Below are 25,814 nucleotides of genomic sequence, written 5' to 3'. Positions count from 1 at the left end.
TTTATAATGTGTGGGGAGATAACTACGGTATGGCTCAGCACACCAATACCGGGGTGAAAACGACCCAAGCGTCCCTGTCCATCGTCGAGGAGTTACTGGAAGACGGACCCGCGACGATCGAGGAGTTGGAGGAGCGGTTCGACTTGGCGACCAGCACAGTCCACCGACACCTGACGACGTTGCGAGAAAACGGGTACGTGATCAGGGACGGGACAACCTATCGGCTGAGCTTCAAGTTTCTCACCGTCGGTGGCCAGCTTCGGCGACAGATCGAAGGCTACTCGATGATCAAACAGAAAATCGACGATCTCGCCCACCTCACCGACGAACGGGCGCAGTTCATCGTCAGAGAGGAAACCGATCGTGTGTACCTCTACACCGAAATCGGCGACAATCCCGTCCAGACAGGAGCCCACATCGGCCGCCGCGGCCCGATTCACGCGAGTGCCGCTGGCAAAGCGATTCTCGCTCACACCCCGAAATCGGTCCAGCGCGATATCCTCGAATCGATCTCGATGAACCAGACCGGACCGAACACTATCACCGATACAACGCGGTTAGAAGAGGAACTCGATGGGATTCGCGAGCAGGGCTACGCACTGAACCTCGAAGAATCGACGGCTGGAGTCCACGCCATCGGGGCCGCCGTGGTGACTAAGCGCCAGTCCGACCCGATCGGCGCGATCAGCGTCTCGGGCCCTGCGACGCGTCTGAAGCGAGAGCGCATCGAGGACGAACTCGTCGACCTCGTCCTAGCGGCGACGAACGAACTCGAACTACACATCGAACATAGCTGAGCGCCGCGGATCACGGATACCGGGCCGCGGAGTCGTCGAGTAGCGGTTCGCCGCCATACGCGCGAGGCCCAAACCGACCGTTACTCGAACACGAGAGGTAGTCGAATATCGGCGTTGCTCGAACGCGGACCGTCATTCTACCGTCGGCAGTCACTCGAAGCAGGCACCCGCGTCGACGTTGATGTCCTGTCCTGAGATGTATCGAGCCTCGTCGCTCGCGAGAAACGCGACGAGCGCCGCCGTGTCCTGCTGTTCGATCAGCGTGCCCAACGCCGCGCTGCCGGTGAACAGCCGTTCTTTCGCCTCCTCGAATGACACGCCCATATTTTCGGCCTGCTGTGAGATCGACCGTTCGATCCGCTCGCCGTCGGTGGCTCCGGGGCAGATGGCGTTGACCGTGACGTTATCCGCTCCGAGTTCCACGGCGAGTGACCGGCTCAACCCGATCACGGCGGATTTCGAGGTGTTGTAGGGGGATTTGCTCGGAACGACGTCTTTCGCCGCCGTCGACGAGATATTGATAATCCGTCCGGCATCGCTCTCTCGGAGGTGGGGCGCGGCGGCTCGTATCGTCCGCACTTGTCCGAGGAGGTTGATGTCCAGGACGTGTTCCCACTCGTCGATTCGGGTCTCGTCGATGGGGCTCGTCGGGCCGGGCACGCCCGCGTTGTTCACGAGCACGTCGAGCCCGCCGAAGGTCTCGACGGTCTCCTCGATGGCGTTTTCGACCATCCCGTCGTCGACTAAGTCCATCTGGATGGGGAGTACCCGATCGGGGTCGTCGATCAGATCCGCCGTCTCGTAGATCCCGTCGCTCCTGGCGGCCACCGCCACGTTTGCACCCCGATCGGCGAGCGTGCGAGCGATTTCCCGGCCGATATTTTGACTGGCACCAGTGATGAACGCTGTCTTGCCCGAAAGCATAGCTCGACAGACTCCTGTGGATCTAAAAAACATTTGCATAGCGTGAGGATTCGTGTTCGTTATCTGTACATCCGATCCCGAGCCACGGTTCCTGCTGCGGTTTCACTAGCGCGCGAATCGGTGCGATAGTCGTACACAACGGAGGTAGTTTTATTTAGATCCCCTCGACAGCCACCGTATGCATCTGAGTGTGCAGACGTTGCCGTTCGAGGAACCGCTAGACGAGACGTTGACGTTCCTCGGCGACCTCGGGGTCGAAAGCATCGATTGGCGGTGTGACCCCGAAGAGTATCTCGACGATGCGGAGGCGCAAGCCGAACTCCTGGAGACGTTCGACGCTCACGACATCGACCTCTCGATGCTGGGAGCGACCGGTCACAATATGCTCCATCCGATCGATGAACGGGCCGCCGAGGCCGACGAACTGCTCAGAGACACGATCCGACTGGCCGATCAACTCGGCGTGGACACGGTGTCGGCATTCTCGGGGCTCCCGGGGGGCGGACCGAACGACGAAACGCCGAACTGGATCGTCGCGCCGGTTCCGCCGGGAGACCAAGCCGATCACTATCGATACCAGTGGGAGGAGGTCGCGATCCCGTACTGGACCGAGCTGGGTGCGTTCGCCGATGACCACGACGTCGATGTCGCGATCGAAATCCACGTCAACATGCTGGTGAATAGCCCCCCGACCATAGTCCGGCTCATCGAGGAGACGAGCGATCGGATCGGTGCGTACGTCGATCCCGGACATCTCTGGATTCAGGACATCGACCCCGTCGCGTCGATCCGGTATCTGGCCGAGCACGACGCGATTATGCACTTCGAGACCTCCGACGTCGTCGAATATCCCGAACGGAAGCGACTGCAGGGCGTGTGGGACATGACGCCGCTCGATGCGAAACTCGATCGGTCGTGGGCCTTCTGCGCCGTCGGGTACGGACACGGTGAGTCGGAGTGGCGCGACATAATCTCGACGCTCGATCTCGTCGGGTACGACGGGCCCGTCAGCATTCAGCAGTTGAATACGCCGCAGCCGTTACACGAGGGAATCGAGAAATCTACGAAGTTCCTCTCCGATATCATGTTCACCGATTCGTAAAGGGGCGGGACGGCGCGCGTGCGATCTGATGAAGGCTGACACACTGTGCTACCGAGTGTGTGGACACAGCGGCTTCTCGAGTGTGTGGCCAACCGACTATCGAGTGTGCGAAAAGTCCCCTTCTTGAGTTCGAAGCCGATGCGCCGGGTTTCAGAGCCTATTGGTAATGGATTCTACACGAATCCGCATTTGAGGCAAAGGTTTATTATAGTTTAGTTGATCCCCCGTAGTATGCTAGGCGATAGCGACCTTAGCCGACGGGACGTGCTAAAATACACCGGGACGACCGCTGGAATCGCTGGTCTTGCCGGTTGCTCAAGTAACGGTAACGGTGGGGACAGCGGTGGAGGCGGCGACAGCGGTGGCGACAGTGACGGCGACAGCAGCGGCGATAGTGGCGGATCGGGCGGCGACTCGGGCGGTAGCGGGGAGGAGCTTCGCGTCGGATTCCTCCACCCGACCAGCGGTCCGTTCGCCGCGCTGGGTGAGGCACAGGAGAAAGGATCGCACGTTGCCGTCAACCACGTGAACGAGGATCTCGGCGGGATCCTGGGCCGAGAAGTCGTCCGATTCGTCGAAGACACTGAGGGCGATCCGAGCACGGGGCGCGAGATGGCGCGACGTCACGTCGAGACCAACGACGTCGACCTGCTCATCGGCGGTGTCTCCGGCGCGGTAAACCTCTCCGTGGCAGACTACGCGTACGACGTGGGGATTCCGTACTTCGCGTACGGTGGTCCCGAAGAGATAACCGGCGAGGAGTGCCTGCCCACGACGTTCCGATACCAGTACTCGGACTCCCAGATCGCGCGGTCCGGCGCGGAGTGGGCCCTGGAGAATCTCGGGTCGAACGTCTGGATCCACATCGCCGACTACGCGTTCGGCCAGTCGATCGCGCGCACCTGGAAGGACGCCTTCGAGGCATCGGGACTCGATTTCAACATCGTCGACGAGACGCAGACGCCGCTCGGTACGACCGACTTCTCTGCGGTCATCAGCGAGATCCAATCCTCGGACGCCGACTGGGTGCTCCAGGGATTCAGCGGTGCTGACGCCGTTAACTTCCTCAGTCAGACAGCGCAGTTCGAGCTCGAACAGGACATTATGAGCACGACCAACACCTACCTCCCGCTCCGTCAGGGTGCAGGGAGTTCGGCAGTCGGGACCTACACGACGATCCGGTACGAGCCGACGTACGAATCCGAGGCCAACGAGCTGCTGACCGACCGGTACACGGCGGAGTACGACGAACCGCCGACCGACTTCGCGCTCGTTATGTGGAGCAGCCTTCGGCTCTACGCCCAGGCCGCGGAAAACGCCGGAGGGATCGAAACGTCCGCGATTATCGACGAAATGGAAGGCCTCGAAAGCGACGAACCGATGGGAACGACGACGATGCGGGAGTGCGACCATCAGGCGCTCCGAGACGGCTTCGTCGGGCGGATCACTGAACCGGATCAGTACGATTGGCCCGGCCAAGAGATCGTCGCGACGCGACCGGCGGACGAGATCACCCGAACCTGTGAAGAAACCGGCTGTGAGTTGCCCTCCCTGTAGACGTCCGAATAGGCCTACCCAGTATGATACATCATATTTCACTTGCTGCGTTTGATGTGAGCACCACCCAGCTGGTGTTTTTGCTTTTGAACGGACTGGCACTGAGTATGCTCTACATCCTCATCGCGTCGGGCTTCGCCGTGATATTCGGCATCACCGACGTGCTCAACTTCGCCCACGGCATCTTCTATATGCTCGGTGCGTACCTCGCGTTCACGGTCGTCGACGCCACGGGGAGTTTCTTCGTCGCGCTCATCCTCGGTCCGCTCGTCGTTGCCGGGCTGGGCATCGCAGTCGAACGGCTCACCCTCCACCACATCTACGATCGATCGCCGCTGTATCACGTGTTGATCACCTTCGGCGTGCTCCTGATCGTCACCGACGTCGTCGAACTCATCTGGGGGACGGGGACGAAGTTCTTCCCGACGCCGGAGCTCCTCGGCGGCGCGATTGCTATCGGGCCGGTCATCTACCCGCGGTACCGAATCTTCACGATCGGTGCGGGCGCCCTGATCGCCTTCCTGACGTGGGCGCTCTTCCGGTACTCCGATTTCGGGCTGATCGTTCGCGCGGGTGCGCAGGACAAACAGACGGTCCGGCTGATGGGCGTCAACATCGGCCGCTACTACACGCTCATCTTCGGTCTGGGAACGTTCCTCGCGGCGATCGCGGGCGCGTTGGCAGCGCCGTTCCTGAGCGTCAACCCGGAGATGGGAAACGAGGCGCTCATCATCGCCTTCGTGGTCGTCGCTATCGGCGGGCTGGGTAGCTTCGGCGGCTCGATCGTCGCTGGCGTGATCGTCGGATTCGTCCAGACGTTCACCAACACGTTCGCTTCGGAACTGTCCGGGTTCGTCCTCTACGGGCTCCTCTTCGGTGTGTTAGTCCTCAAACCGGAGGGAATCCTCGGGACCTACGAAATCAGAGAGCAGGCCGCGAAGCTGTCCTACGACGAGACGATCAAGCCCGTGAATCTGACGGACCGACGGGTGATGGCCGTCGTAGGGTTGCTGTTGATCATCCCGTTCGTCTCACGGCTCCCATCGGTGAGCCAATACGGTGTGGGACTGATCGCGCTGATGTTCGTGTGGGGTATCTTCGCGCTCAGTCTCGACACCGTGATCGGTTACACGGGCCTGATCTCCTTCGGGCACGCGGCGTTCTACGGCATCGGAAGCTACGCCGTCGCGCTCCTCACCGTTAATTTCACGAACTCGTTCGTGATCGCGCTGGCCGTGGCGATACTCTTCGCCGCCGCAGTCGCGTGGTTGGTGGGCGCGATCTCCGCGCGCCTCTCCGGGCTCTACTTCGCGGTCGTCACGTTCGCCGTCGGGCAAATGCTGTATCAACTCGCGCTCTCGTGGTCGAGTTTCACCGGCGGGAGTAACGGGTTCGCGATCGATCACGTGATGCTGTTCGGCATAATCGACCTGTCCGAGACCTTCGCGTTCTATTACATCTCGTTGCTGCTGCTGGTGTCGCTCTATTACGTCACCAAGCGGATTATGGACTCGCCGTTCGGTCTCCAACTGCAGGCGATTCGCGAGAGCGAGCGCCGCGCGAAGTTCGTCGGGTACGACACCAACAAGGCCAAACGACGTATCTTCGCCATTTCGGGAGCTATCGGTGGTGTCGCCGGTGCGTTGGTGACGACTCGGCAGACGTTCACCAGCCCGGATTCGCTGTACTGGATCGTCTCGGGCGACGCGCTGTTCGCCGTCATCCTCGGCGGCGTCGGAACGCTCTTCGGACCGATCATCGGCGGCGCGGTCCTGATCGGTCTCGATCAGCTCCTGACGATTTACTTCGATCAGTGGCGGATGATTCTGGGCTTCGTCCTCATCGTGATCGTCCTCTTCGCGCCCCGGGGGCTCGTCAGCTTCTACTACATCCTCGAGGATGCACTCGGTAACGACCGCGATGCCGATCCGACCGCAAGCGCGGGGAGTGACGCCGATTCGATCAACGGAGACAAGTGAATATGCTCGAAACGAAACATCTCACCAAGAAATTCGGCGAACTCCAGGCCGTCAGCGACGTCAACCTCTCGATCAGTCGCGATGGCATTCACTCCATCATCGGACCGAACGGAGCCGGGAAGTCGACGCTGTTTCACCTGTTGACCGGGTATCTCAAACCCACCGAGGGCGAAATCCGGTACAATGAGGAAGACATCACCGGTCTGGCGCCGCGGAAGATCGTTCGGAAGGGGATTAGCCGCTCGTTCCAGATCGCCGACCTGTTCGAGGGACTGACAGTCAAGGAGAACCTCCAGATCGCGACGCAGGCGTTAGACGAGAAGCGAAACGCCATTTGGATGAGTTCGGACGCGCTCACGACGACGCTTGAGAAAACGGACCAATTGATGGCCGATCTCGAGTTATCGGAACTGTCCGACGTCCGCGCCGACGCGCTCAGCCACGGCGACCAACGCAAGTTAGAGATGGGGCTGGCGCTCGCCGTGGAGCCGGATCTCATCCTTCTCGACGAACCGACGGCCGGGATGGGAAAACAGGAGTCAGTACAGATGATGAACCTCATTCAGAGAATTGTCAACGATAGAGATATAAAATTAATCTTGATCGAACACGATATCGAGATGGTGATGCAGATCTCCGATCGGATTACCGTTCTCAACCGAGGGGAGATCCTCGCGGAGGGGGATCCGAAAGAGATTCAGGCGAACGAACGGGTGCAGGAGGCCTACATCGGCACGGAGGGCGAGTGAGATGGAACGAGACCCCATCCTCTCTGTCGACAGGATATCCTCGTCGTACGGATCGGGACTCGTCTTAGAGGACGTCTCACTCTCCGTGAAGGAAGGCGAAGTCGTCGGACTACTCGGTCGAAACGGTGCCGGAAAGACGACCACGTTGCGGTCGATCACCGGCGTCATCAAACCGCTCGCGGGTACGATCGAGTTCGACGGACGGGACATCACCGACCTGCCCGATTACGAGATCAGCAATCTCGGGATCAGCTACGTCGTCGAGGAGCGGGCGGTCTTCCCCGATCTGACTGTCGAGGAAAACCTCCGGATGGGCGGCATCAAGCAGTCTGACGGGATTATGACCATAGAGGAGATCCTCGAATGGATGCCTCGGCTAGAGGAGCGGAAATCGCTGAAGGCGTCGAAGCTGAGCGGTGGCGAACAGCAGATGCTCGCCATCGGGAGGGCGCTGCGGAGCAAGACCGAACTGTTGTTATTGGACGAGCCGACGGAGGGGCTCGCACCGCAGATCGTCCAGGACGTCATCGAGACGATCAGGAGGATACGCGATCAGGATATCCCGATCCTGCTCGTCGAACAGAACCTCAACACGGTCTTGGAAGTCGCAGACCGCGTCTACATCCTCGAACAGGGGAGGAACGTCTACGAGGGGAGCGTCACCGACCTCCGAAACGACGACGCGACCCAGCAGGAGTTCCTCGGAGTCGGAACCGAACTGACCGATAAGATCACCGACTAGTTCGGTGACCTATCTGTTCTCAGTTAATTTACCGAAGCCCGTACTGACGCCAGCAACTGCTGATTGGCTCACGGACAGGTGGACCGCAATTCAGTACGGGCGGCACCGTACGAGGTCGGTCGCGTGGGAATTCAGCGGGATCAGTCTCGGTCGGCGAAGACCGATTCGAGTTCGTCGATCAGCTCCTGGTTGCCGACGTACACCGGCGTCCGCGCGTGGAGGTCGTCCTTCTCGACGTCGAGCAGTGATTGCTGGCCGTCCGAGGAGGCTCCGCCAGCGGTTTCGATGATGTAGCCGACGGGGTAGCCTTCGAACTGGACGCGGAGTTTGCTCTCCGGCGCGTTCGTGAGCGTCGGGTAGCCGAAGATACCGCCGTAGGTGAGCACCTGGTTCACGTCGCCGATCATCGCGCCGCCGTACCGGAGCTTCATCTCCGGGTTCGACTCGATTTCCTCGACGTACGTTTTGAACTCGTCGACCCAGAAGGGGACCCGTCCGCCGAAACCGTACACCGACGGGTTCTCCGGGATCGTCATCTCACCCTGGACGATCTGGTAGTTCCCGTCGGGGTGGATGACGTACTCGGCCACCGTATCTTTGTCCTCCAGCGCGACGATCATCGTCGTCGTCGCGCCGTAGAGGACGTAGGCGGCGGCGACGATGTCGTGACCGCTCGCGGGCAGCGGCGCGTCGTAGATGGCGACGATCGTCCCCATCGCGGCGTTGGGCTCGAGGTTCGAAGAACCGTCGAGCGGGTCGACGCAGACCGAGAGTCCCGAACCGACGTCGACGACGGATTCGCGCTCCTCGCTGGCGTATTCGCCGACGTTCGGTATCTCGCCGATCCGCTCACAGAGCAGTTCGTCCGCGTAGACGTCCGCCGCCTTCTGTGACTCTCCGGACGGGTTTTCGCCCTCGATCGCGACGCGTCGACCGGGAAGCCCGTTGCGGATGTCGGGTGCGGAGCGCGCGACGGTGTCGAGAACGGCGTTCACTGTCGCGTTGGTCGGTGCGGGGTCGGTCGGCGAGGAATTTTTGTTCGTGGCCATCGGATCACTCGTCCCACTGCGGGCGGTGTGGTCAGTTCAATATGCGGCAACAGGCGGCATAAAATCTTTGCTACCGACGGATCGGCGACCCGTCAGTTGTTCGGCAGTATTCGTGCGAATGAGAGCCTCAAACCAGCGAACAGGATCTGGTAAAAATTCACTCAACAGATAATGAATTTATAAACCTGCCGTGTCATCCGCACTGGCATCGTGCTCGCGAGCGAGGCGACACCACGATTCGACCCGGTCGCGGTCCACCTCGAGGGCGTCGGCGACGCTCTCGGGATCCGCGGTGGCGAGCCGTCGAATCGATCCGATGCCAGCCTTGCGAAGCGTGTCCGCCGTTTCGGCGTCGATTCCGTCGAGCGCCGTCACCGACGTCGGGGCGCTCCGCCGACGCCACGCGGTCTCGGCGTCCATCGTCGACGGTTCTGACTGCTTCTCGCCCGTCTGTCGGTCGCGCCACGCCGCCTCCGCTGCCTGGGCGTCACCCGACCCGTCGGTCTCGGTCGCCGCCGTATCGTCGGTAGACCACCCCGACGAGGCAGCGATCCACGCGCGTTCCTCGTCGTCGAGTCCGCGGACTTGTGCGGACCGGCGATCCAGGTCCGTCCCGCCGCCGTCGAGCGACCACGACAGCGAGTGCTCGCGTCTGATCTTCGCCGCGACGCCGGGATTGACGCCCGCGTCCGTCAGATCGCGGTACGCGACGTGCTTGTTTACGAACCCCGAGAGTGTGATCTCCGACTCCCGGAGCGCGGCCGCGCTCTTCGGACCCACGAAACGGATGTCCTCGAACTGTGCCGGTGGCCCGTCGGTTTCGTCGCCCTCGGTCGAGTTCCCCCCGGCTGCGACGTCCTCAGCGGGGCCTTCTACCGCGTCTTTTGCAGCGTCTTCTGCGGGGTATCCGTCCGAACCCTTTCGCTCGTCTGCGTCTCTGTCCGCGTTCTCAGATTCGGTAGCCGCAGCGTTGTCATCGCTGGAGACGTTCCACGGGAGCGGAATATCGAGATCGACGTAGTCGTCGCTCGTGGCTCTCACCGGACCGTCGATCTCGCTGGCCGTCGGGCCGCGATCGGTGCGATCGCCGGTGCCTTCGCCGTCTCTCCCCCGCTCGGAATCGCCGTCCTCGGTCACGCTTTCCCCCTTCGATTGCACCTCAACGGTGAGCAACTTGATACTGTCGCCTGAGACGTGTCAACAAATGTCTCATTTTTTCCGTCTCAGACTTCACGCTGATCGCCCCGATTCACCTTGCCTATTCCGGTCACCCCCGTCCGGGATCGTATCAGATTCGATACCCGGCGGTCAGGTTTTATCTCGGGTGAATCCGTGGCGAGCGGTAGTAGATGATACGCGCCGAGGGACTCCGGAAGACGTACGGTGAGTTTCCCGCGGTCGTCGGAAGCGATTTCTCCGTCGACCGCGGTGAGATCTTCGGCATCGTCGGCCCCAACGGCGCGGGCAAGACGACGACGCTCAAGATGCTCGCCGGGTTGGTCGAACCGACGGGCGGGTCCGCCGAGGTCGCGGGCGACGACGCGGGCGATCCGGCGATGCGTCGGAACCTGGGCTTTCTGCCCGAGGAATCGCCGTTGTACGAGGATATGACGCCGCGGTCGTACTTGCGGTTCTTCGCGGACCTCTACGACGTTTCTCGGAAAGACGCGAGGGAACGGACGGAGCGGACGCTCGACCGCCTCGAACTGGAGCACAGAGAGCGGCGCCTCGGAGATATGTCGAAAGGGATGAAACGGAAGGTCGCGATCGCTCGTTCGCTGGTCAACGATCCCGACCTGCTGATCTACGACGAACCCGCGTCCGGACTCGATCCGCTCACGACGAACTACGTCCTCGAATTCACCCGCGAACTCGCCGACCGCGGCAAGACGGTACTCTTCAGCGCGCACAACCTCTATCACGTCGAGAGCGTCTGCGATCGGATCGTGATTATGAACCGCGGCGAGATCATCGCCCGCGGGACCGTTCCCGAGATCCGCGACGAACACGGCGAGACCAGCTACCACGTCTTCACCGACGTCCTGGTCGACGGCGCTGAGCGGGACGAGCGCGCGCGTGGCGGCGACCGCTACCGGAGCGTGGTCCCGACGATGGACGCCGTAGAACACGTCCGCGAGCGCGCCGAGCAGGCGGGCGGTGAGGTCGTCGACATCCGGACGCGCGAGCAGAGCCTCGAGGACATCTTCCTCGAACTCGCGCGTGAGACGCCGCCCGCAGCGGCGCAGGGTGGTGGGCGGGGGCCGATCGAACCCGCAGAGACGGCTGCGACGCCGCCATCTGACACCGACGGAGGCGGCGACCGGTGAAACGGTCGCCCCGCGAGCACCTCTCCGCGATCGGTCGGATCGCTCGCTGGGAGGTGTCGCGCTCGGCGGGCATCGTCGACCGTCGGACGGCGATACTGGGAGCGTTCGCCCTCCTGCTGGTCGGTGCGGTCCTCGGGGGCGGTTTGCTCGCTGGCGGCGTCGCACTCGACCGCGACATCTACCGCGTCGGCGTCGACGCCGAGAGCCCGTACCACGAACCGGTCGAACGAAGCGTCGCGCTCGACGCGCGAGAGCCGAGTCCCGACGCCCTCCGCGACGGCGACGTCGACGTGCTGCTCGTCGATGGCGAGCTGTTCGTCGCCGACACCCCCAAGGGTCGAGCGGCGCTCTCGGAGTTCCGCTCGTCGGTCCGCGCCTTCAACTTCGAGCGGATGAGCGCGGAGGAAAACGGCTCCGCGGCGTTCCCCGTGGTGACCGTCCTCCAGTACGTACCGCGCTCGGCGTCGCTTCCAGATGACGCGTTCGCCGAGGGGGACGGCGAAGGTGGATCCGGTACCGGAGACGGCGGTGACAGCGGAGGCGGTTCCGACGGCGAGGCCGCAGGGGACGACGACGGCGGATCCGCCTCCGCCGGGTCGTCCGGCGGCCCGCTCGGCGTGCCAGCGCTGTCGGGGATCAACCCGTTGAGTAGCGGCGGATCGGGTTCGCCAGCGGACATTCAACCGCCGTTCCCGTTCGGTTCGCTCGTCCTCGCGTTCGCTTTCCTGGTGCCGATGAACTTCGTCGTGCAGGCGTACGGCAGCACGATGCTCAACGAGCGGATCAACCGCCGGGGCGAACTGCTCTTAGTCGCGCCCGTCTCGCCGGGCGACATCGTCGCCGGAAAGACGCTACCGTACCTCGCGACGATGGTCGGCGTGACGGCGCTGATCGCCCTCGGAGTCGGCGGGAGCCTCGTCTCGATCGCGGCCGTGCTCCCGATCGCGCTGCTGTTTCTGGCGGCGACCTTCGCCGGGGCGATGTTCGCGCGCTCGTTCAAGGAACTCACCTTCGTCACGGTCACGGTGTCGGTGTTCCTGACCGCCTACACGTTCGTTCCGGCTATCTTCGCGAACGTGACGCCGATCGCGCTCATCTCGCCGCTGACGCTCGTCGTTCGCGACCTCCAGCCGCTCGAATCGGTCTCGCCCGGCGCGTTCGTCTTCGCCACCGCGCCCTTCGCCCTCTGTGCGGGCGTCCTGTTCCTGCTCGGGACCGGGATCTACCGCGAGGAGGACCTGTTCACGCAGCGGGCGGTGCCGCTGAAACTCCTCGATGCGCTCGACGCGCGGGTGTCGCGGCCCCGGGACGTCGCGGTCCTCTCTGGGCTATCGATCCCGTTCGTCTTCGTCGCGGAGTTGCTCGCGATCGCGGTGCTCTTCGCGCTCCCCGTCTCGCTGACGATCCCGTTGTTGCTCTTCGTCGTCGCGCTCGTCGAGGAGGTCGCCAAGAGCCTGCACGTGTACGCCGCGTTCGAGAGCGGAACGTTCCGGCGCGTACCGCGCGTCGCGCTCGTCCTCGGGGCGCTCTCGGGACTCGGCTTCTTCGTCGGCGAGAAGTTCACCGCCGTCGCGCAGGTCGTCGGGCTCCCCGAGTTGGCGCTCGGCCAGGCCGCGTTCGCGCCGTCGGGAATCGGCGTGTTCTCGGCCGCCGGGCTGCTGTTCGCCCCGCTGGCCCTCCACGTCGTCACGGCGGGGCTGACCGCGCTGGGCGCGATGCGCGATCTGCGGTGGTACGCCGGGGCGTTCGCGGTCAGCGTCCTCGTTCACACGGCCTACAACCTCGCGGTGGTGACCTACCTTGGGTGATAGCGGCAAACCGCCGCGACAGCCGCCTCGGGAGGGGCCTGACCCCCGATGGACGATCGCTCGCCGGGAGTTCGGCAGCCTCCGGAAGGAGAAGACGATCCTGCTCGCGCTCGCGTTGCAACTGTTCATCGCGGCGTTCTCGTCGTTCCTCGTGGTCGGACTCGTGTCCCTCTACGATCCGGGGCAGGTGGAGGGTTACGAGGTCGACGTCGCCGTCACGGGCGACGCCGCAGGCGACCTGATCCGCGCCTCGCGGGAGGTCCGCGGCGTCGACGCGCAGTTCTACCGCTCCGAGGAGACGGCGCTGCGCGCGTTCCACGAGTACGACGCGACCGGGATCGACGCGGTGTTGGTGGCGGAGACGCGCGACGAGCGGGTGTTCGTGCGGGCCGTCGCGCCCGACTCGAACGTCCAGACGACGGTCGTCGTCGTCCAGTTGCGCGACGTCGTGCGCTCCTTCGAGCGCGCGGAGCGAGCCGACCGGGCGGCGTACCTCGACGACCAGCCGCTGGAGTTGCCGCCCGAGGCGTCTTCGAGCCCGTACTTCGCCTTCACGTACACGGTTTTGCTCCCGCTCCTGCTGTTCTTACCCGTCTTCATCTCGGGCTCCGTCGCGGTCGACTCGCTCACCGAGGAGATCGATCGCGGAACGCTCGAACTCCTGCGGGTCGCACCGCTCTCGCTGACGGACGTCGTCGACGGCAAGCTCTTGGCGGCGGCCGGGCTCGCGCCCGTGCAGGCCGCTCTGTGGATCGGGCTGCTGGAACTCAACGGCACGAGCGTCTCGAACGTTCCGGCGCTGCTCGCGCTGGTCGCGGCGATGGCGCTCCTGATCTGCGGGGTCGGCGCGGCGCTCGCGCTGCTCGCCCCGGAGCGCCGCGCGGCGCAGTTCCTCTACTCCGTGGGCGTCCTGCTGGTCTTCGGCGGAACGGCGCTGCTTCCCAACGGGCCGGTCACCGCCGCCGCCCGACTGGCGATCGACAGCGCCGGATGTGCCGACTACGCCGCCGTCGTCGCGCTCGTCGTCACGGCCGTCGTCGCGTACGGGGGGGTCCGCCGCCTCGTGAACGGACTCGACGCGGACGATCTGTAGATGGACGACCCTTAGATGCGGTGGTGACTGTAACGATGGTACGGTGGTGGCAGTTGCGAGGCGTCTTTCCCGTCCGCCGGGCACTCCAAGCCGGAACGCACACAAACCCCGGCGTCCGAACGGGAGGTATGGGACTCGGAGGCACCGCGAAGAAGCTCCAGAAAGTGACCGAAATGGCCGAGGACGTCTACACGCGACTCAACGACCTGCGCGATCAGGTCGTCGAAATGCGTGAGACGACCCAGGAGACCAGCGACCGCGTCGACCGCCTCGAACGCGAGACCGCCGAGATGCGCGCGCTGCTCGAAGCCGTCGCCGAAAACGAGGGGATCGACGTCGAGAGCGTCACCGCCGACGCCCACATCGTCGAAGCGGAGCGAGACGGCGAACAGGCGAACGACGAGGCTTCGACTGACGCCTCATCGACCGCGAACGACGGCGAAGAGTAATCGATATCGGGTGTTCGGTTGCGAGCGCTCGGCGTGCGGGTGAGAGGCTCGACCAACGGGTACCCGAATCCTATTCGGCCAGCCGCGCGTGCTCGACTTTCATACACTTGTCCTGGACGAAATCGAGTCCGGCCTCGGCGGCGCGTTCACCGGCTTCGTCGTCGGTGATCCCGAGTTGGAGCCACACCGCTCGGACGTCGCCGACGGTCTCGTGACGTTCGATCGCGGCGTCGACGATGCCTCCCGCCTCCTCGCTCGGCCGGAACACGTCGACGAGGTCGATTTCGACGTCCTCGGGGACCTCGGCCAGCGAGTCGTACGCGGTTTCGCCGAGGATCTCGTCGGCGAACGGGTTCACCGGCACGATCCGGTAGCCGTTTCGCTGGAGGTACGCGGGGATGTCGTGTGCCGCTTTTCCCGCCGTGGTCGAGCAGCCGACTACCGCGACCGTTTCGGCGTCCAGGACGGCTCGGAGCCCCTCGTCGTCGGTGACGTTCATACTCGAACCGAAGGACGGCCGACGTAAAATTCTGCCGCGGCAGTGAGAGCGGTACGCACTCGGCGAACGGCGGTGTCCGACACCGGTCGGCAGTCGGTTTGACGGGCTACCGAGCGCTTCGACCGAGGAGGACGTAGAGGAGGATCCCCAAAATCGGGGCGAAAAAGACGACGAGCGCCCAGAGGAACGCCGGGTGAGCGCTGTTCTTCTTCGCGTCGGTGTACGTCCAGACGACCATCGCGATCCCGACGGCCAAGAAGAGGAGTCCAATCAACACGCCGACCGTACCAACGGCACCTTGGAGTAGTATGCTGGAGGGCATACCGAGTCGAATGAAACTGCGCAAAAAGTACTTTCTGGTTCCGATCACCTCGCTCTCGTCGCGAGTCTCGGTGCCGTAAACCGTTCCGAAATCGAACTGCGTTGGGCCGATGCGACCGTCAAACGGCACGTGTCGGAAGTGATGCGGGTGCCGACCGACGTATCGGCGGTCTCAGTCGCTCGCGAGGCGAACGGACGGTTCGCCATCCTCCTGCGTGGTCACGATGCCGTCGAACAGCTGTTTCAGCGTGTTCATGGTCTGGTCGTCGTGGGCGCTGGCGTCGATGGCGAACACGCCGAGCCCGCCGACGCTCTGAATCCGGCCGGTGAACACGTGGAGGAAGCGGAAGACCGTCTGCAGGTCGGCGTACATCAGAAGCGTCGACAGCGAGTGCAGCATCACGCGGTTGCGCTCGATGCCCTGGTCCTGGTAATACGTCTGCAGGATCTCGGAGAGTTTGATCCCGATTCCCGTCATATCGACCGGCGAGGAGGCATACTTGACCCGGTCGTCGTCGCGGACGTCGCCAACGCCCTGCTGGCGGGTGACACAGTCGATGACGGCCACCGGACGGTCCTCAAAGGACACGCGCTTTCCGAAGTCGTCGAGCACGCGATCGGCCCCGTCTTTCGTGGTGACGACGATCGCGCCCTCGCCCTTCTCGGTCCCCGATGCGAGAATGTCCAGGCAGAGCGACCGCTTCCCGGTCAACGGCGGACCGCTCACCAGAATGTTCGTACCGGGGGGGACCTCCGCGTCGAGGTCCGGGCCGAGGTCATACATCAGGGGTCCTCGGCGTCGAGCCAGCTACAAGAGAGGGTGTGGTCGTTCGGTGGATCGACTCGCCGGGAGTCATTAGACGAGTTAACCATAACAGGTGCAGATAATATTCTTTTTGATTGCTTCGGTGGATTTCGACTGACGGCAACGATGCAATAACAGTCACCTCGTTGTCGAGCTCCCGGGTTTCAAAGGCGGACTGACGACCACTCACAGCACGCCGAGGACGTCGATACCGACGACGTCGACAGCGCGACCGGTGACGAACGCGCCGGTCGCGAGGAACATCCCCCGTTTCAGTCGGCGCTGCGCGTTCGAGGGGTCCGAAAACGACTGTCGAACCGCCGCGAGCATCAGCACGTCGGCGGGCACGACGAGCGCGAGGTAGACGATTCCGAAGGTCCCCAACAGATAGGGTGCCGCACTCGCCGCCACGGCGACGGCCAGCACCACTGCACCGAGTCGCAGGGCAGTCCCCTCGCCGACGACGATCGGAAGCGTACTGAGACCCTCCGCGCGGTCCCCCGCGAGGTCTTCGACGTCCTTGACGATCTCGCGGGTCAGCGTCGCCAGCGCCGCGAGCGCGAACAGCACGAGCGCGGCGGAGTCGGTGAGCCGTCCGACCGCCGCCGCGCCGAAGAGGAACGTCGAACCGGTCAGATACGCCACGACGATGTTGCCGACGCCCGGGAGTCCCTTGAAAAGCTCCGTGTAGGCGACGAGCGCGAGGAGGTTCACCACGGCGATAGCGATCGCCGGGAGAGGTAGCGCGAGCGCGGCGACCACCGCGCCGAGAAACAGCGCGACGCTGAACGCGAGCGCGCCGCGGGCGCTGACCGCTCCGCGCGGAATCGGTCGGTCCGGTCGGTTGATCCGGTCGATATCGCGATCGAAGTAGTCGTTGACCGCGTTGCCCGCGCCGGTCGCGAAAATCGTCGCCGCTACGCTGGCGACGACGGCGACGGCGCTCGAATCGACTCCCGCGGCGACGAACGCCCCCGTGAACGTGAGTACGCCCGCGGCGACCGTGTTTCCGGGCCGCGTGAGATCCAACAGGCCGCGGAGCGTTTCGGCGGTCGCCGGTCCGTCTGCGTTCATTCGTCTATCCCTGTCCGTGGCTCCGAAATAAAGGGCGCGGAGTCGACGCATCGAGACGCTCGGGGACGGGATCGAATCGCCGCGTGCGACGACAGAGAACGCAGTTCCCTCCGTTCTATGCCGCAGCCTTAACCGCGCTCGGCGACAACGAGATCGCAGAGATGAGCGACCCGACCACAACGCAGAACGGATCTGGCGCGCCAGATGGTCGCGAGGGCGTCAACGTGTCCGTCGAGCAGCGCGATAACTCACCCAGCATCGTGGTTCGCGCCGCGTACTTCCTCTTGATCGGGTGGTGGGCGAGCGGGATCTGGCTGAGCGTCGCGTGGTTCCTCGTCGTCACGGTCATCGGGATGCCGATCGGGATCAAGATGATCAATCTCGTGCCGAAAATCGTCTCGCTGAAAGAGCGGCGGATCGAGACGACCTTCACCAAGAGCGCCACCGGTGACGTCACGATTACCGAGTCCGGGAGCGAGCAGCACTCGCTCGTCGTTCGCGCGGTGTACTTTCTCTTCGTCGGCTGGTGGCTCAGCGGGATCTGGATGTCACTCGCGTGGGTCGCGAGCGTCACGATCGTCGGCCTGCCGGTCGCCGTCTGGATGTACGACCGCCTGCCGTACGTCGTCTCCCTGTACAAGTACTGACACTGGTCTGTGGACGCTCACTTGTGGACGCTCGACTCTCGGGCGACCCTCGCGCGCCTTGTGAAATTTCACCCGAATGCGTCGAGGGATAATCGAGAGCGGGGGGCCGATGTCTTTCCGTACCGTTCCAGGCAGTTTCACTCCTCACGAAGCAGCATCTGTTGGCGACGCCGGAGCGTGATCAGCGGTCGGTCGAACTGTCGTACATCGCCGCGAAGTCTCGTTCGCCCCGGATCAACGCGCTGACGCCCTCGGTGAGCGTCACTTCGCCGAACACCGTCGCTCGGTAGTACGTGTGCAGGCCGTCCTGCCCGCGTTCGGTCCGCTGGCGCTTTTCGATGAGGCCCACGTCGACGAGTTTGTTGAGATGATAGTGGAGCGTGCTGTCGTCGATCTCGATCGCCTCTTCCAACTCCGTGGGGCTCATCTCCCCGTTGTAGATGAGGCGATAGACGATCTCATAGCGGGTCCGGTGTCCCACGGCGGCCTGCATCGCGAGGTACTCATCGAGCGTGAGGACGCTCCGGTCCGGGAGGAGGTCCGCCGGGTCCTCGGGGAACTCCCCGCCGACGACCTGCGTGTCGTTCGTCGCCATCCTATGCTTCCATAGACGTATGCAGTGCTTAAGGTTTCTCAAGCCGAGACTTCTCAAAAACCCGTTTTTTTATATACTACTGGGCGGATAATCGCCTATGACGGTCGAGATAACGCGCGACCTGATCGTCGAACGATTGGGCCGCGTGCCGTACGATCGGTTTCTCTTCTATCTGATGGGACCGTACAAATCGTTCAATCTCAACTACGTTCTCAGCGAATCGGAGCGGCGCGACATCGACGTGGACGATCTGCCGGGCCCGTTACGGCGACTCTTTCAGAGCAAAGACCAAATCGATGCATCACAGGCGCTCTTACGACGGGTGCAGGGTGAGCTCCGAGTCACGCCGGGAATCAACGCGTTCCTGGCCCTCGACGTCGATGTTGATATCGATACCATCGATGCGGCCACCCAAAGCGTGGAGTTCACGCGGTGCAGCAACGCGACGGCGTTCGTGGTGCCGTTTCTCGGACACAATTTCGGCATCGGCGAAGAGGCCGGAAGCATCCTCGAAGCGCTTGCGGAGACGCACAGCGATCGACTGATTTTCGTCCACGAAGACAACGTCACGAGTGCGATGATCCGATCCGCACGGGTGCGGTGGGACGTGCGACTCGCCACCTACGAAACCGAGGCGGAGCTCGTCTCGAAACTTCGGATGTTCGCCGGGGACGTGATGCACCGGGAACGGCGCGGTGACTTGGAAGTGCGATCGTGATGGACGCACACCACGGTAAATACGATGTAGGTATGCTGACGAATGTTTATATGGCGTCGAAATTATAGTGCAGAGGAAATTTCCACTTGGTAACACGCGCGGTCCCCTCCCAGTCCCCAAGAACCAATCGTATCCACAACACCCACAATGGTCGACGAAGAGAACGGAGAGGCGAGTAACTATCGGCGGTTGATCAGCGCGTCGCCCGCGCCGATAAACCTCTTCGACGAGTCCGGAACGATCATCTGGGGAAACGACGCAGTTGTCGAACTCTTGGGGCTCGAGTCCAGAGAGCAACTGATCGGCCGCTCCATCTTCGAGTTCATCATCTCGGACGATCACTACACGGCAAAACAGGAGCTCGTCGACGTAGTCGAGAATGAGACCTCGTCGGGCCCGACTCCGATGCAGTTACAGCGTGATGACGGTGAGACGCGGCGTATTCAGGTCTCCACCGCTCCCGGCCGCTATCGCGGGAGAAATATCGGGCAGGCGGTGGTCGTCGACGTCACGGAACTGCAGAACACGTACGAGGAACTCGAAAAGCAGCGCCAGTTTGTCGATGACGCACTGAATACGCTCCCGGACGTCTTCTACTACATCACTCCCGGCGGAGAGCTGAACCGGTGGAACGACTCGCTTCTCGAAGTCTCGGGATACGACGAGGAGGAGGTCCGGACGATGGATATCGAGGACTTCTTCGTCGAGTCGCACACCGATCGGATCTCGGACTCGATCGCGACGGCGCTGGCCGAAGGCGGAGACTCCGTCGAAGCGACTGTCGTCACGAAACGGGGGACCGAGATCCCGTTCGAGTTCCGCAAGCGACGACTCCTGGAGGATGGGGAGGTAGTCGGACTGGTCGGGATCGGGCGCGACATCTCCGAGCGGAAGGCTCGCGAGCAACACCTGCGCGCGGTGGACTATCTCCTGAAACACAACTTTCGGAACCAGTTGAACATCATTCACGGCACAGTAGAGATGGTCAACGACTCCATTTCAGCGCAGGACCCGTCCGCGGTGGGACGTATCGAGACTGCCATCGATCGGCTGCTCTCCATCTTCGACAATCACCATCTGATAGTCGATCAACTGACCACACCACAGTCTACGGAGGCCGTCGACGTGGTAGCCATCCTCGAATCCATCGTTCGAGAGCACAGCGACGCGTATCCTGCAGCGACGATCACGTCCGACCTCCCCGAGCGCGTGACCGTGTCGGCAATGCCCGCACTCAAACTTGCGCTCCGGGAACTAGTCGAGAACGCGATCGAACACAACGACAGGCGGGAGCCGCGAGTCGATATCGCCGTCCAGGCCACCGAATCGAGGGTGACTATTCAGATCAGCGATGACGGCCCGCTAATTCCGGAGATGGAGTACCGGTCGTTCTCGAACGACCGCCTCGTCCATTCGACGTACCACTCGACAGGGTTCGGGCTCTGGTTCGTCCACCTCGTCGTGATGCAGTCCGGTGGGTTGTTGCACTTCGATCACGGAGAAACCCGAGGTAACGTCGTCACGGTGGAGCTGCCACCGCAGCCGACGACCTGGGCGAACTGACGGCGGAGCTTCCGGATCGATTCAGGCCATCATAAGTACTAACAGAGATAGACTCAGTTGGCTTCGGTGCAGCGCCTCGAAGGCCAGGGTTCGGCAGGTAGCCTGTTTACGGGATTTGAACCGCGGTCGCTCACTTCTCGCTTGCTTAGTCAAATCCCTCTACGAAGCTCTTCAGCCTCACTTTGTTCGGCAGAAAGAGCCGGTGGAGGGATTTGAACCCTCGGCCTATTCCTTACGAAGGAATCGCTCTGCCAGCTGAGCTACACCGGCGCCGTTGTGACGCACTCGTCCGTACTGCGATGAATAAGAAAAGGCTTCCGAATCAACGCGCAGTGAGGCGGACGTCGAGACAGACGTTGTACTCGTGCGGGGCGTACGAGCGGACGAGTCGTTCGGTTTCGACGCGCACCTCGTAGTCGACGTCGCTCTCGGCGACGGCCCCGCGAATCGCGCGCTCGCCCGGACCGAACGGGTCGTCCTCGTGCTGGATGTCGTAGTAGTGGACGACGCACTCCTCGCTCGCGAGTTCGACGGCCGTCTCGAGGAACTCACCGGCGCTGTGCGGGAGGTTCATCACCAACCGATCCGCCCACCCCGCGTAGTCGTCGGCGAGGTCGCGGACGTCGCCTTGAATCGCGGTCACTCGCTCTTCGACGCCGTTTCGCCGGGCGTTTTCGCGGAGGTACTCGATCGCCGCGGGGTTGAGGTCGCAGCCGACGACCGCCGCGCCGCGCCCGGCCATCGGGACCGCAAAGGGCCCGACGCCCGCGAACATATCGACGACGCGTTCGCCCGCGTCGACTTGCGAGATCACGCGGTGGCGCTCGGTGGCGAGACGCGGCGAGAAGTACACCTCCGCGATGTCGAGCGCGAACTCGTAGCCGTATTCCCGATGCACGGTCTCCGTCGAATCGCCCACGAGGACGTCCCACTCGCGGACGCGGAGTTCGCCTTTCACTTTCGAGGCGCGGTTGACCACCGTCCGCGCGCGGAGGTCCGACTCGACGATCGCGTCGGCGATTCGGCGCGCTCTCTCCGGATCGTCCTCGTCGAGGATGACGACGTCGCCGAGGCGTTCGTAGGAGGGCTCGAACCCGAGGATCTCCGCGGGCGTCGTCTGCGTCGTCCGGGCGGGGGCGTCGCGCTCGACGACGTCGTACGCGGTGGGAACTGCGGTCCGGTCGGTCACGGGAATGTACAGCGTTCCCGACTCGACCGTGATCTCGTGCGTCTGGTCGAGGAGGTCGCGCTCGGCCAGCGCCGTGCGTGTCTCCTCCCCCTCGCTGGTCGGCACGCGGACGCAGGGAACGGTCATATCTGCTCCTCGCAAGCGACGCGAGTAAGCGTGACGTTTCGGCGTCGCGCGCCGCGTCCTCACGCGTTCATATCGGGGCGATCACTCCGACGGCACGACGAGCACCGGCGTCTCCGAGAGGCGAACGACCTTCTCGGCGACGCTCCCGAGGACGAAGCGCTCGACGCCCGTTCGACCGTGCGTGCCGAGCACGACGAGATCCGCGTCGGTGTCTTTGCAGCGGTCGACGATCACGCGGTGGGGGACGCCGTACTCGATCGTTTCCGAGACGTCGACGGCGAACGAAGCGCCGCGCGCCGCGACGCGGTCGAGCGCCGCCCGGGCCATCTCCTCGTAGGCGTCGACGGTTTCACTCGATCGAACGGGGCCCTCGGGGACGACCGAGAGCGCGTGGAGTTCCGCCCCGAACTCCTCGGCCAGGTCGACGCCCCAGCGCTCGGCGGGCGCTGCGGCGTCGCTCCCGTCAGTCGGTATGACGATGTCGCGGTAGGGCCGTTGACCCGTCGCTTCCGTCCGCACGGTGAGCACCGGAACCGGCGAGAGGCGGACGACCTTCTCGGCGACGCTGCCGAGAACGAACCGCCCGAGCCCCCGCCGTCCGTGCGTTCCCATCGCGATCAGATCGACCGCGTGGTCCTCGACCACGTGGAGAATCTCCTCGTGCGGGAACCCCGCCTCGACGGCGGTACTGACGTCGACGCCCGCGTCCTGCACGCGCGCCGCCGCGTCGGTGACCAGGTCTTCGAGCTCTGCTTCGACTTCTTTGCGCTCCGTGACGGTCGAGAGGCCGTAGGGATCGACGACGGCGAGGAGCAGAATCTCTGCATCAGTCGCCGCCGCGATCGAAATCGCGTGATCGAGCGCGGCGGACGCGCCGTCGCTGCCGTCGATCGGAACCAGGACTCGGTCGAGGTCGACGCCGGGGGGGTTGGTCATATCGAAGCGTTCGCGGGGGAACGAGAAAAAATCCGTACCCGAATCTCACTCGCCCGCGTCAACTCAATTCAGGTCACTCCGACGCGGAGTGCGTGTCGAAGTCGGCAGACCCGAGCGCGCGGGCGACCGCCAGACAGCCCCGACAACAGTACGAGCCGTCGATGCCTTCATCCGTGACTGGCGGCGTCGGCGTCGGCAGTCCGCAGTGCGCACAACTGTCGCGATCGATCGACCCATCGCGTTCGACGTGCTCGTCGCGATCAGTACCTTCGTCCCGATCGTCGCGAGGGGCGTTCATTCGATCATCGTTTCGCTGCACTCGGTTGGTTGGCTGTGCTGGTTCGCGCCGACGCTACCCGAGCGGTTGGTAGATCGGAACCGCCGGATGCGGGAGATGGACGCCGAGAAGCATCAGTCCGTGCGCGAGCGGGAGATATCCGAGGAGCAGAAAGGCGGCACCCAGAACCCGATGAACGGCTCGTCGGCGGCCGATCGACAGCGATCCGAGCGCCAGACCGTAAACGAACAGCGTCGGAATCGTGCCGATGCCGAGCAGCGAGAGCAACACCGCCGCGCGGAGCGGGTCGGCGATCGCGAACGCGTACAGATAGGCCGGAAACGTGATCGGACACGGCAGGAACGCGTGACCGACTCCCAGTCCGACGATTCGACTGTCGCCGACGAGGGCGTCGACGCGACTCGTCAGTGCGGTGCTGATTCGGGTGAATATCCCCGAGAACTGTCTCGGGAGCCTGAACGGCCCGCCCGTTCCCCGGCCCAGATACGACGCTCCGGTGAGGATGATGAGGGTGCCGATCAAGACTCCGATCGTCCCTCTGACCCCGTTGCCGACCGTGACGACGGTGTCGACGGTCCCAAGAGTCAACGCGCCCAAGAGGGCGAGTGCGGCTCCGACGACCGCGTAGCCGCCAGCGCGTCCGAGGTTGAACAGCGCGTGCTGTCTGATCTGCCGAACCGACACGCCATCGGAGCGGTCGTCCGTGGCTTCGAGCCGGTCGGCGTAGACGCTCACGAGCGGACCGCACATCCCGAGACAGTGGGCCCCGCCGAGCGCCCCGATCACGAGAAAGACGCCGAACTCGACGTTCGACGCCGCTATCGAACCGATCGCGGCAAGCGGGTCCGTCCCACCGATCGACGGGAGCGTCACGGTCGTATGACATTCGGTCGTCCCGTCGGTGACAACCACATCGGTTCAGGGCGGTTACTCATATGATGCGTCATCGATCGATGCTTCGAGCGTTCGCATCGCCTCCGTTTTCGCCTCGGCGTAGACCGGGCAGGTCCGATCCTCCCGCACTTCCCGTAGCACCGACTGTCGAAACTCGTGAGTGCACGACGCCGTGAACGTGTTTCGGTGCGGACACGTGGCGCAACACGCTGGAAAGGGAAGATCGAGATCGGCCATTTGGTGTTGAATGGTACCACGACACAATATGTAAGGGTTACGCCCCGGGCATCGGTATCGACCCCGGAGAGCGGTGAGATGCCGAACTCGTTCCGGCTATTTTCGAGAACTGGGAACGACTGTGACATCCTTACGTGCGCAGGCCGTAGTGCGAGTGATGTCACAGACAAAGCTAACGCGACGGCGCGTTCTCGCGGGCACCGTAGCACTCACGGCGAGCGTCGCAGGCTGCGCAGGCGGGTCGAACGGCGACACCGGAGGTGACGGGGAATCCGATAGCGGCGGGACCAGCGAAAACGGTGACGGCGGCACCGACGGGTCTAGCGGTGACTCTCCGCCTTCGTTCGACGGCTACCTCGACGGCACCTCGAACTACGACGGTGTCGTCGATCAGACCGACAGCGACGAGGTCACGATCACCGTCGGCGCGGAAGCCAACGGCGGCAACTTCGGATACGGACCAGCCGCCGTACGCGTGACCCTGGGAACGACGGTCGTTTGGGAGTGGAACGGCCGCGGCAGCTTCCACAACGTCGTCGCCGAGGACGGCTCCTTCGAGTCCGAACAGGTCCAGGAGGCCGGACACACCTTTTCGCAGACGTTCGAGGAGCCGGGGACAATCAAATACTACTGCACGCCGCACGAAACGATCGGAATGAAGGGCGTCGTGGTCGTCGAGGAGTAGAGCCCGGACATCGGCGTCGAGGGGGAGAGCCCGGACATCGGCGTTGAGAAGTGGAGCGAATCCGCGTGAAAGTGGTAGAATGCCGGAGAAGTAGGCCGAGTCGGCGTCAGCGCTCGACGGTGACTTCGGAAGGCACTGCTAGAAGACGATCTCGGGTTTTCGTTTCGCAGAACGTCGAGAAGCGGTTGCCCCCGTTCAGGCTTCTGCAGCCCGCTTTCGGCCGCCGCGCGGCGTGTCCCACGCCTCCAGTAGTTCCTGATACCGGTTCCGGATGGTGACCTCGGAGATGTCCGTCACATCGCTCACCTCCGCCTGCGTCAGCTCTACGTTGGTCAACTGCGCCGAGGCGTAGAGCGCGGCGGCGGCGAGGCCGACGGGCGACTTCCCGGAGTGGACGTTCTTGCGCTTGGCGTTCTCGAGGAGTTCCCGCGCCGTTCGTTCGGTCTCCTTGGGTATCTCGAGATCGGACGCGAACCGGGGAACGTACTCGGCGGGGTCCGCGGGCTGGATCTCGAGCGAGAGCTCGCGGACCACGTAGCGGTAGGCCCGCTCGAACTCGTCCTCGTCGACGCGGGAGACGCGCGCGACCTCGTCGATGCTCCGCGGCACCTGCGCCATTCGAGCGGCCGCGTGCAGCGACGCGGTCGCGAT

27 protein-coding genes and 1 tRNA gene are annotated in these 25,814 nt (G+C 63.6%); 14 read left to right on the top strand and 14 right to left on the bottom strand.

The annotated features are described in order from the left end of the window. The first annotated feature begins 29 nt into the window (after positions 1-29). Positions 30-797: an IclR family transcriptional regulator gene (locus tag FJT57_RS01350; protein WP_144901011.1), complete on the top strand. Its 768-nt coding sequence runs from the start codon at positions 30-32 to the stop codon at positions 795-797. Positions 798-947: 150 nt separating this feature from the next. Here the strand turns inward: FJT57_RS01350 and FJT57_RS01345 are convergent, their stop codons facing one another. Next, positions 948-1,721, bottom strand: coding sequence for an SDR family NAD(P)-dependent oxidoreductase (locus FJT57_RS01345; protein ID WP_144901010.1), 774 nt, complete (start codon positions 1,719-1,721; stop codon positions 948-950). Between the two features lie 178 nt (positions 1,722-1,899). On the opposite strand from FJT57_RS01345, the gene FJT57_RS01340 reads away from it, so the two are divergent. From FJT57_RS01340 to FJT57_RS01320, 5 genes are all read left to right on the top strand, one after another. After that, positions 1,900-2,823 (top strand): sugar phosphate isomerase/epimerase family protein, encoded by a 924-nt coding sequence (locus tag FJT57_RS01340; RefSeq protein ID WP_144901009.1) that lies wholly within the window; start codon positions 1,900-1,902, stop codon positions 2,821-2,823. 231 nt (positions 2,824-3,054) lie between these two features. Then, positions 3,055-4,380 carry an ABC transporter substrate-binding protein gene (locus FJT57_RS01335; protein WP_144901008.1) on the top strand — a complete coding sequence of 442 codons (1,326 nt, stop codon included), beginning with the start codon at positions 3,055-3,057 and terminating at the stop codon, positions 4,378-4,380. Between the two features lie 56 nt (positions 4,381-4,436). Next, positions 4,437-6,359, top strand: coding sequence for an ABC transporter permease (locus tag FJT57_RS01330; RefSeq protein WP_162524293.1), 1,923 nt, complete (start codon positions 4,437-4,439; stop codon positions 6,357-6,359). A gap of 2 nt (positions 6,360-6,361) precedes the next feature. Then, entirely contained in the window at positions 6,362-7,108 is a 747-nt protein-coding gene (locus tag FJT57_RS01325; protein ID WP_144901006.1) for an ABC transporter ATP-binding protein, read from the top strand. 1 nt (position 7,109) lies between these two features. Then, positions 7,110-7,850 carry an ABC transporter ATP-binding protein gene (locus FJT57_RS01320; RefSeq protein WP_144901005.1) on the top strand — a complete coding sequence of 247 codons (741 nt, stop codon included), beginning with the start codon at positions 7,110-7,112 and terminating at the stop codon, positions 7,848-7,850. Positions 7,851-7,990: 140 nt separating this feature from the next. On the opposite strand, the gene FJT57_RS01315 is transcribed toward FJT57_RS01320, so the two are convergent. Together FJT57_RS01315 and FJT57_RS01310 are read right to left on the bottom strand one after the other, a co-directional pair. Further along, positions 7,991-8,899: a class 1 fructose-bisphosphatase gene (locus FJT57_RS01315; RefSeq protein ID WP_144901004.1), complete on the bottom strand. Its 909-nt coding sequence runs from the start codon at positions 8,897-8,899 to the stop codon at positions 7,991-7,993. Between the two features lie 177 nt (positions 8,900-9,076). Beyond that, positions 9,077-10,036, bottom strand: a complete 960-nt coding sequence (locus tag FJT57_RS01310; protein ID WP_238993874.1) for a DUF7409 domain-containing protein — start codon at positions 10,034-10,036, stop codon at positions 9,077-9,079. Between the two features lie 212 nt (positions 10,037-10,248). On the opposite strand from FJT57_RS01310, the gene FJT57_RS01305 reads away from it, so the two are divergent. The 4 genes from FJT57_RS01305 to FJT57_RS01290 all read left to right on the top strand — a co-directional run bounded on the left by FJT57_RS01305 (position 10,249) and on the right by FJT57_RS01290 (position 14,576). Further along, positions 10,249-11,226 (top strand): ABC transporter ATP-binding protein, encoded by a 978-nt coding sequence (locus FJT57_RS01305; RefSeq protein ID WP_144901003.1) that lies wholly within the window; start codon positions 10,249-10,251, stop codon positions 11,224-11,226. Further along, the gene (locus FJT57_RS01300; protein WP_144901002.1) at positions 11,223-13,034 is read left to right on the top strand and encodes an ABC transporter permease; all 1,812 of its coding nucleotides are present in this window, start codon (positions 11,223-11,225) and stop codon (positions 13,032-13,034) included. The genes FJT57_RS01305 and FJT57_RS01300 overlap by 4 nt, the downstream gene beginning before the upstream one ends. Further along, complete coding sequence (locus FJT57_RS01295) at positions 13,027-14,127, top strand: ABC transporter permease (protein ID WP_144901001.1); 1,101 nt, start codon at positions 13,027-13,029, stop codon at positions 14,125-14,127. The genes FJT57_RS01300 and FJT57_RS01295 overlap by 8 nt, the downstream gene beginning before the upstream one ends. 128 nt (positions 14,128-14,255) lie before the next feature. Then, positions 14,256-14,576: a DUF5798 family protein gene (locus tag FJT57_RS01290; protein WP_144901000.1), complete on the top strand. Its 321-nt coding sequence runs from the start codon at positions 14,256-14,258 to the stop codon at positions 14,574-14,576. Between the two features lie 70 nt (positions 14,577-14,646). Here FJT57_RS01290 and FJT57_RS01285 read toward each other — a convergent pair whose 3' ends face one another. The 4 genes from FJT57_RS01285 to FJT57_RS01270 all read right to left on the bottom strand — a co-directional run bounded on the left by FJT57_RS01285 (position 14,647) and on the right by FJT57_RS01270 (position 17,275). Then, positions 14,647-15,075, bottom strand: coding sequence for a CoA-binding protein (locus FJT57_RS01285; protein WP_144900999.1), 429 nt, complete (start codon positions 15,073-15,075; stop codon positions 14,647-14,649). A gap of 106 nt (positions 15,076-15,181) precedes the next feature. Beyond that, positions 15,182-15,397: a PLDc N-terminal domain-containing protein gene (locus FJT57_RS01280; RefSeq protein WP_144900998.1), complete on the bottom strand. Its 216-nt coding sequence runs from the start codon at positions 15,395-15,397 to the stop codon at positions 15,182-15,184. A gap of 171 nt (positions 15,398-15,568) precedes the next feature. Beyond that, positions 15,569-16,180, bottom strand: a complete 612-nt coding sequence (locus tag FJT57_RS01275; protein WP_144900997.1) for an RAD55 family ATPase — start codon at positions 16,178-16,180, stop codon at positions 15,569-15,571. A 207-nt stretch (positions 16,181-16,387) separates the two neighbouring features. Beyond that, entirely contained in the window at positions 16,388-17,275 is an 888-nt protein-coding gene (locus tag FJT57_RS01270; protein ID WP_144900996.1) for a geranylgeranylglycerol-phosphate geranylgeranyltransferase, read from the bottom strand. A 161-nt stretch (positions 17,276-17,436) separates the two neighbouring features. Between FJT57_RS01270 and FJT57_RS01265 the strand changes: the two genes are divergently transcribed. Then, complete coding sequence (locus tag FJT57_RS01265) at positions 17,437-17,922, top strand: YccF domain-containing protein (RefSeq protein WP_238993873.1); 486 nt, start codon at positions 17,437-17,439, stop codon at positions 17,920-17,922. A gap of 181 nt (positions 17,923-18,103) precedes the next feature. On the opposite strand, the gene FJT57_RS01260 is transcribed toward FJT57_RS01265, so the two are convergent. After that, positions 18,104-18,517: a winged helix-turn-helix domain-containing protein gene (locus tag FJT57_RS01260; RefSeq protein ID WP_144900995.1), complete on the bottom strand. Its 414-nt coding sequence runs from the start codon at positions 18,515-18,517 to the stop codon at positions 18,104-18,106. A 97-nt stretch (positions 18,518-18,614) separates the two neighbouring features. Here FJT57_RS01260 and FJT57_RS01255 point away from each other — a divergent pair, with 97 nt between their 5' ends. Together FJT57_RS01255 and FJT57_RS01250 are read left to right on the top strand one after the other, a co-directional pair. Then, complete coding sequence (locus tag FJT57_RS01255) at positions 18,615-19,235, top strand: DUF7509 family protein (RefSeq protein WP_144900994.1); 621 nt, start codon at positions 18,615-18,617, stop codon at positions 19,233-19,235. Positions 19,236-19,382: 147 nt separating this feature from the next. Continuing rightward, a complete protein-coding gene (locus FJT57_RS01250) occupies positions 19,383-20,798 on the top strand; it encodes a PAS domain-containing sensor histidine kinase (protein ID WP_144900993.1) in 1,416 nt (471 codons plus the stop codon). 197 nt (positions 20,799-20,995) lie between these two features. Here FJT57_RS01250 and FJT57_RS01245 read toward each other — a convergent pair. The 5 genes from FJT57_RS01245 to FJT57_RS01225 form a co-directional block, all read right to left on the bottom strand. Beyond that, a tRNA-Thr gene (locus FJT57_RS01245) sits at positions 20,996-21,068 on the bottom strand. 52 nt (positions 21,069-21,120) lie between these two features. Further along, positions 21,121-22,113 (bottom strand): class I SAM-dependent methyltransferase, encoded by a 993-nt coding sequence (locus FJT57_RS01240; RefSeq protein WP_144900992.1) that lies wholly within the window; start codon positions 22,111-22,113, stop codon positions 21,121-21,123. An 81-nt stretch (positions 22,114-22,194) separates the two neighbouring features. After that, the gene (locus FJT57_RS01235; protein ID WP_144900991.1) at positions 22,195-23,049 is read right to left on the bottom strand and encodes a universal stress protein; all 855 of its coding nucleotides are present in this window, start codon (positions 23,047-23,049) and stop codon (positions 22,195-22,197) included. A gap of 73 nt (positions 23,050-23,122) precedes the next feature. Further along, entirely contained in the window at positions 23,123-23,347 is a 225-nt protein-coding gene (locus FJT57_RS17345) for a heavy metal translocating P-type ATPase metal-binding domain-containing protein (protein ID WP_144900990.1), read from the bottom strand. A 54-nt stretch (positions 23,348-23,401) separates the two neighbouring features. After that, positions 23,402-24,205 carry a sulfite exporter TauE/SafE family protein gene (locus tag FJT57_RS01225; RefSeq protein ID WP_144902475.1) on the bottom strand — a complete coding sequence of 268 codons (804 nt, stop codon included), beginning with the start codon at positions 24,203-24,205 and terminating at the stop codon, positions 23,402-23,404. Positions 24,206-24,635: 430 nt separating this feature from the next. Here FJT57_RS01225 and FJT57_RS01220 point away from each other — a divergent pair, with 430 nt between their 5' ends. Next, entirely contained in the window at positions 24,636-25,163 is a 528-nt protein-coding gene (locus FJT57_RS01220; RefSeq protein ID WP_144900989.1) for a halocyanin domain-containing protein, read from the top strand. Between the two features lie 195 nt (positions 25,164-25,358). Here the strand turns inward: FJT57_RS01220 and FJT57_RS16825 are convergent. Then, the coding region (locus tag FJT57_RS16825) for a transcription initiation factor IIB (RefSeq protein WP_238993871.1) at positions 25,359-25,814 on the bottom strand (456 nt) is incomplete at its 5' end.

The organism is Halobellus captivus (assembly GCF_007655485.1).
In the GTDB taxonomy this organism is placed as follows: Archaea; Halobacteriota; Halobacteria; order Halobacteriales; family Haloferacaceae; genus Haloquadratum; species Haloquadratum captivum.
This window is presented reverse-complemented; position numbering and strand designations above follow the sequence as displayed.

What these genes read in the sequence shown, in the direction of transcription:
- FJT57_RS01350 (WP_144901011.1), top strand. Translation starts at nt 30, where the DNA reads ATGGCTCAGCACACCAATACCGGGGTGAAAACGACCCAAGCGTCCCTG.
- FJT57_RS01345 (WP_144901010.1), bottom strand. Translation starts at nt 1,721, where the DNA reads ATGCTTTCGGGCAAGACAGCGTTCATCACTGGTGCCAGTCAAAATATC.
- FJT57_RS01340 (WP_144901009.1), top strand. Translation starts at nt 1,900, where the DNA reads ATGCATCTGAGTGTGCAGACGTTGCCGTTCGAGGAACCGCTAGACGAG.
- FJT57_RS01335 (WP_144901008.1), top strand. Translation starts at nt 3,055, where the DNA reads ATGCTAGGCGATAGCGACCTTAGCCGACGGGACGTGCTAAAATACACC.
- FJT57_RS01325 (WP_144901006.1), top strand. Translation starts at nt 6,362, where the DNA reads ATGCTCGAAACGAAACATCTCACCAAGAAATTCGGCGAACTCCAGGCC.
- FJT57_RS01320 (WP_144901005.1), top strand. Translation starts at nt 7,110, where the DNA reads ATGGAACGAGACCCCATCCTCTCTGTCGACAGGATATCCTCGTCGTAC.
- FJT57_RS01315 (WP_144901004.1), bottom strand. Translation starts at nt 8,899, where the DNA reads ATGGCCACGAACAAAAATTCCTCGCCGACCGACCCCGCACCGACCAAC.
- FJT57_RS01305 (WP_144901003.1), top strand. Translation starts at nt 10,249, where the DNA reads ATGATACGCGCCGAGGGACTCCGGAAGACGTACGGTGAGTTTCCCGCG.
- FJT57_RS01290 (WP_144901000.1), top strand. Translation starts at nt 14,256, where the DNA reads ATGGGACTCGGAGGCACCGCGAAGAAGCTCCAGAAAGTGACCGAAATG.
- FJT57_RS01285 (WP_144900999.1), bottom strand. Translation starts at nt 15,075, where the DNA reads ATGAACGTCACCGACGACGAGGGGCTCCGAGCCGTCCTGGACGCCGAA.
- FJT57_RS01280 (WP_144900998.1), bottom strand. Translation starts at nt 15,397, where the DNA reads ATGCCCTCCAGCATACTACTCCAAGGTGCCGTTGGTACGGTCGGCGTG.
- FJT57_RS01275 (WP_144900997.1), bottom strand. Translation starts at nt 16,180, where the DNA reads ATGTATGACCTCGGCCCGGACCTCGACGCGGAGGTCCCCCCCGGTACG.
- FJT57_RS01270 (WP_144900996.1), bottom strand. Translation starts at nt 17,275, where the DNA reads ATGAACGCAGACGGACCGGCGACCGCCGAAACGCTCCGCGGCCTGTTG.
- FJT57_RS01265 (WP_238993873.1), top strand. Translation starts at nt 17,437, where the DNA reads ATGAGCGACCCGACCACAACGCAGAACGGATCTGGCGCGCCAGATGGT.
- FJT57_RS01260 (WP_144900995.1), bottom strand. Translation starts at nt 18,517, where the DNA reads ATGGCGACGAACGACACGCAGGTCGTCGGCGGGGAGTTCCCCGAGGAC.
- FJT57_RS01255 (WP_144900994.1), top strand. Translation starts at nt 18,615, where the DNA reads ATGACGGTCGAGATAACGCGCGACCTGATCGTCGAACGATTGGGCCGC.
- FJT57_RS01250 (WP_144900993.1), top strand. Translation starts at nt 19,383, where the DNA reads ATGGTCGACGAAGAGAACGGAGAGGCGAGTAACTATCGGCGGTTGATC.
- FJT57_RS01240 (WP_144900992.1), bottom strand. Translation starts at nt 22,113, where the DNA reads ATGACCGTTCCCTGCGTCCGCGTGCCGACCAGCGAGGGGGAGGAGACA.
- FJT57_RS01235 (WP_144900991.1), bottom strand. Translation starts at nt 23,049, where the DNA reads ATGACCAACCCCCCCGGCGTCGACCTCGACCGAGTCCTGGTTCCGATC.
- FJT57_RS17345 (WP_144900990.1), bottom strand. Translation starts at nt 23,347, where the DNA reads ATGAACGCCCCTCGCGACGATCGGGACGAAGGTACTGATCGCGACGAG.
- FJT57_RS01220 (WP_144900989.1), top strand. Translation starts at nt 24,636, where the DNA reads ATGTCACAGACAAAGCTAACGCGACGGCGCGTTCTCGCGGGCACCGTA.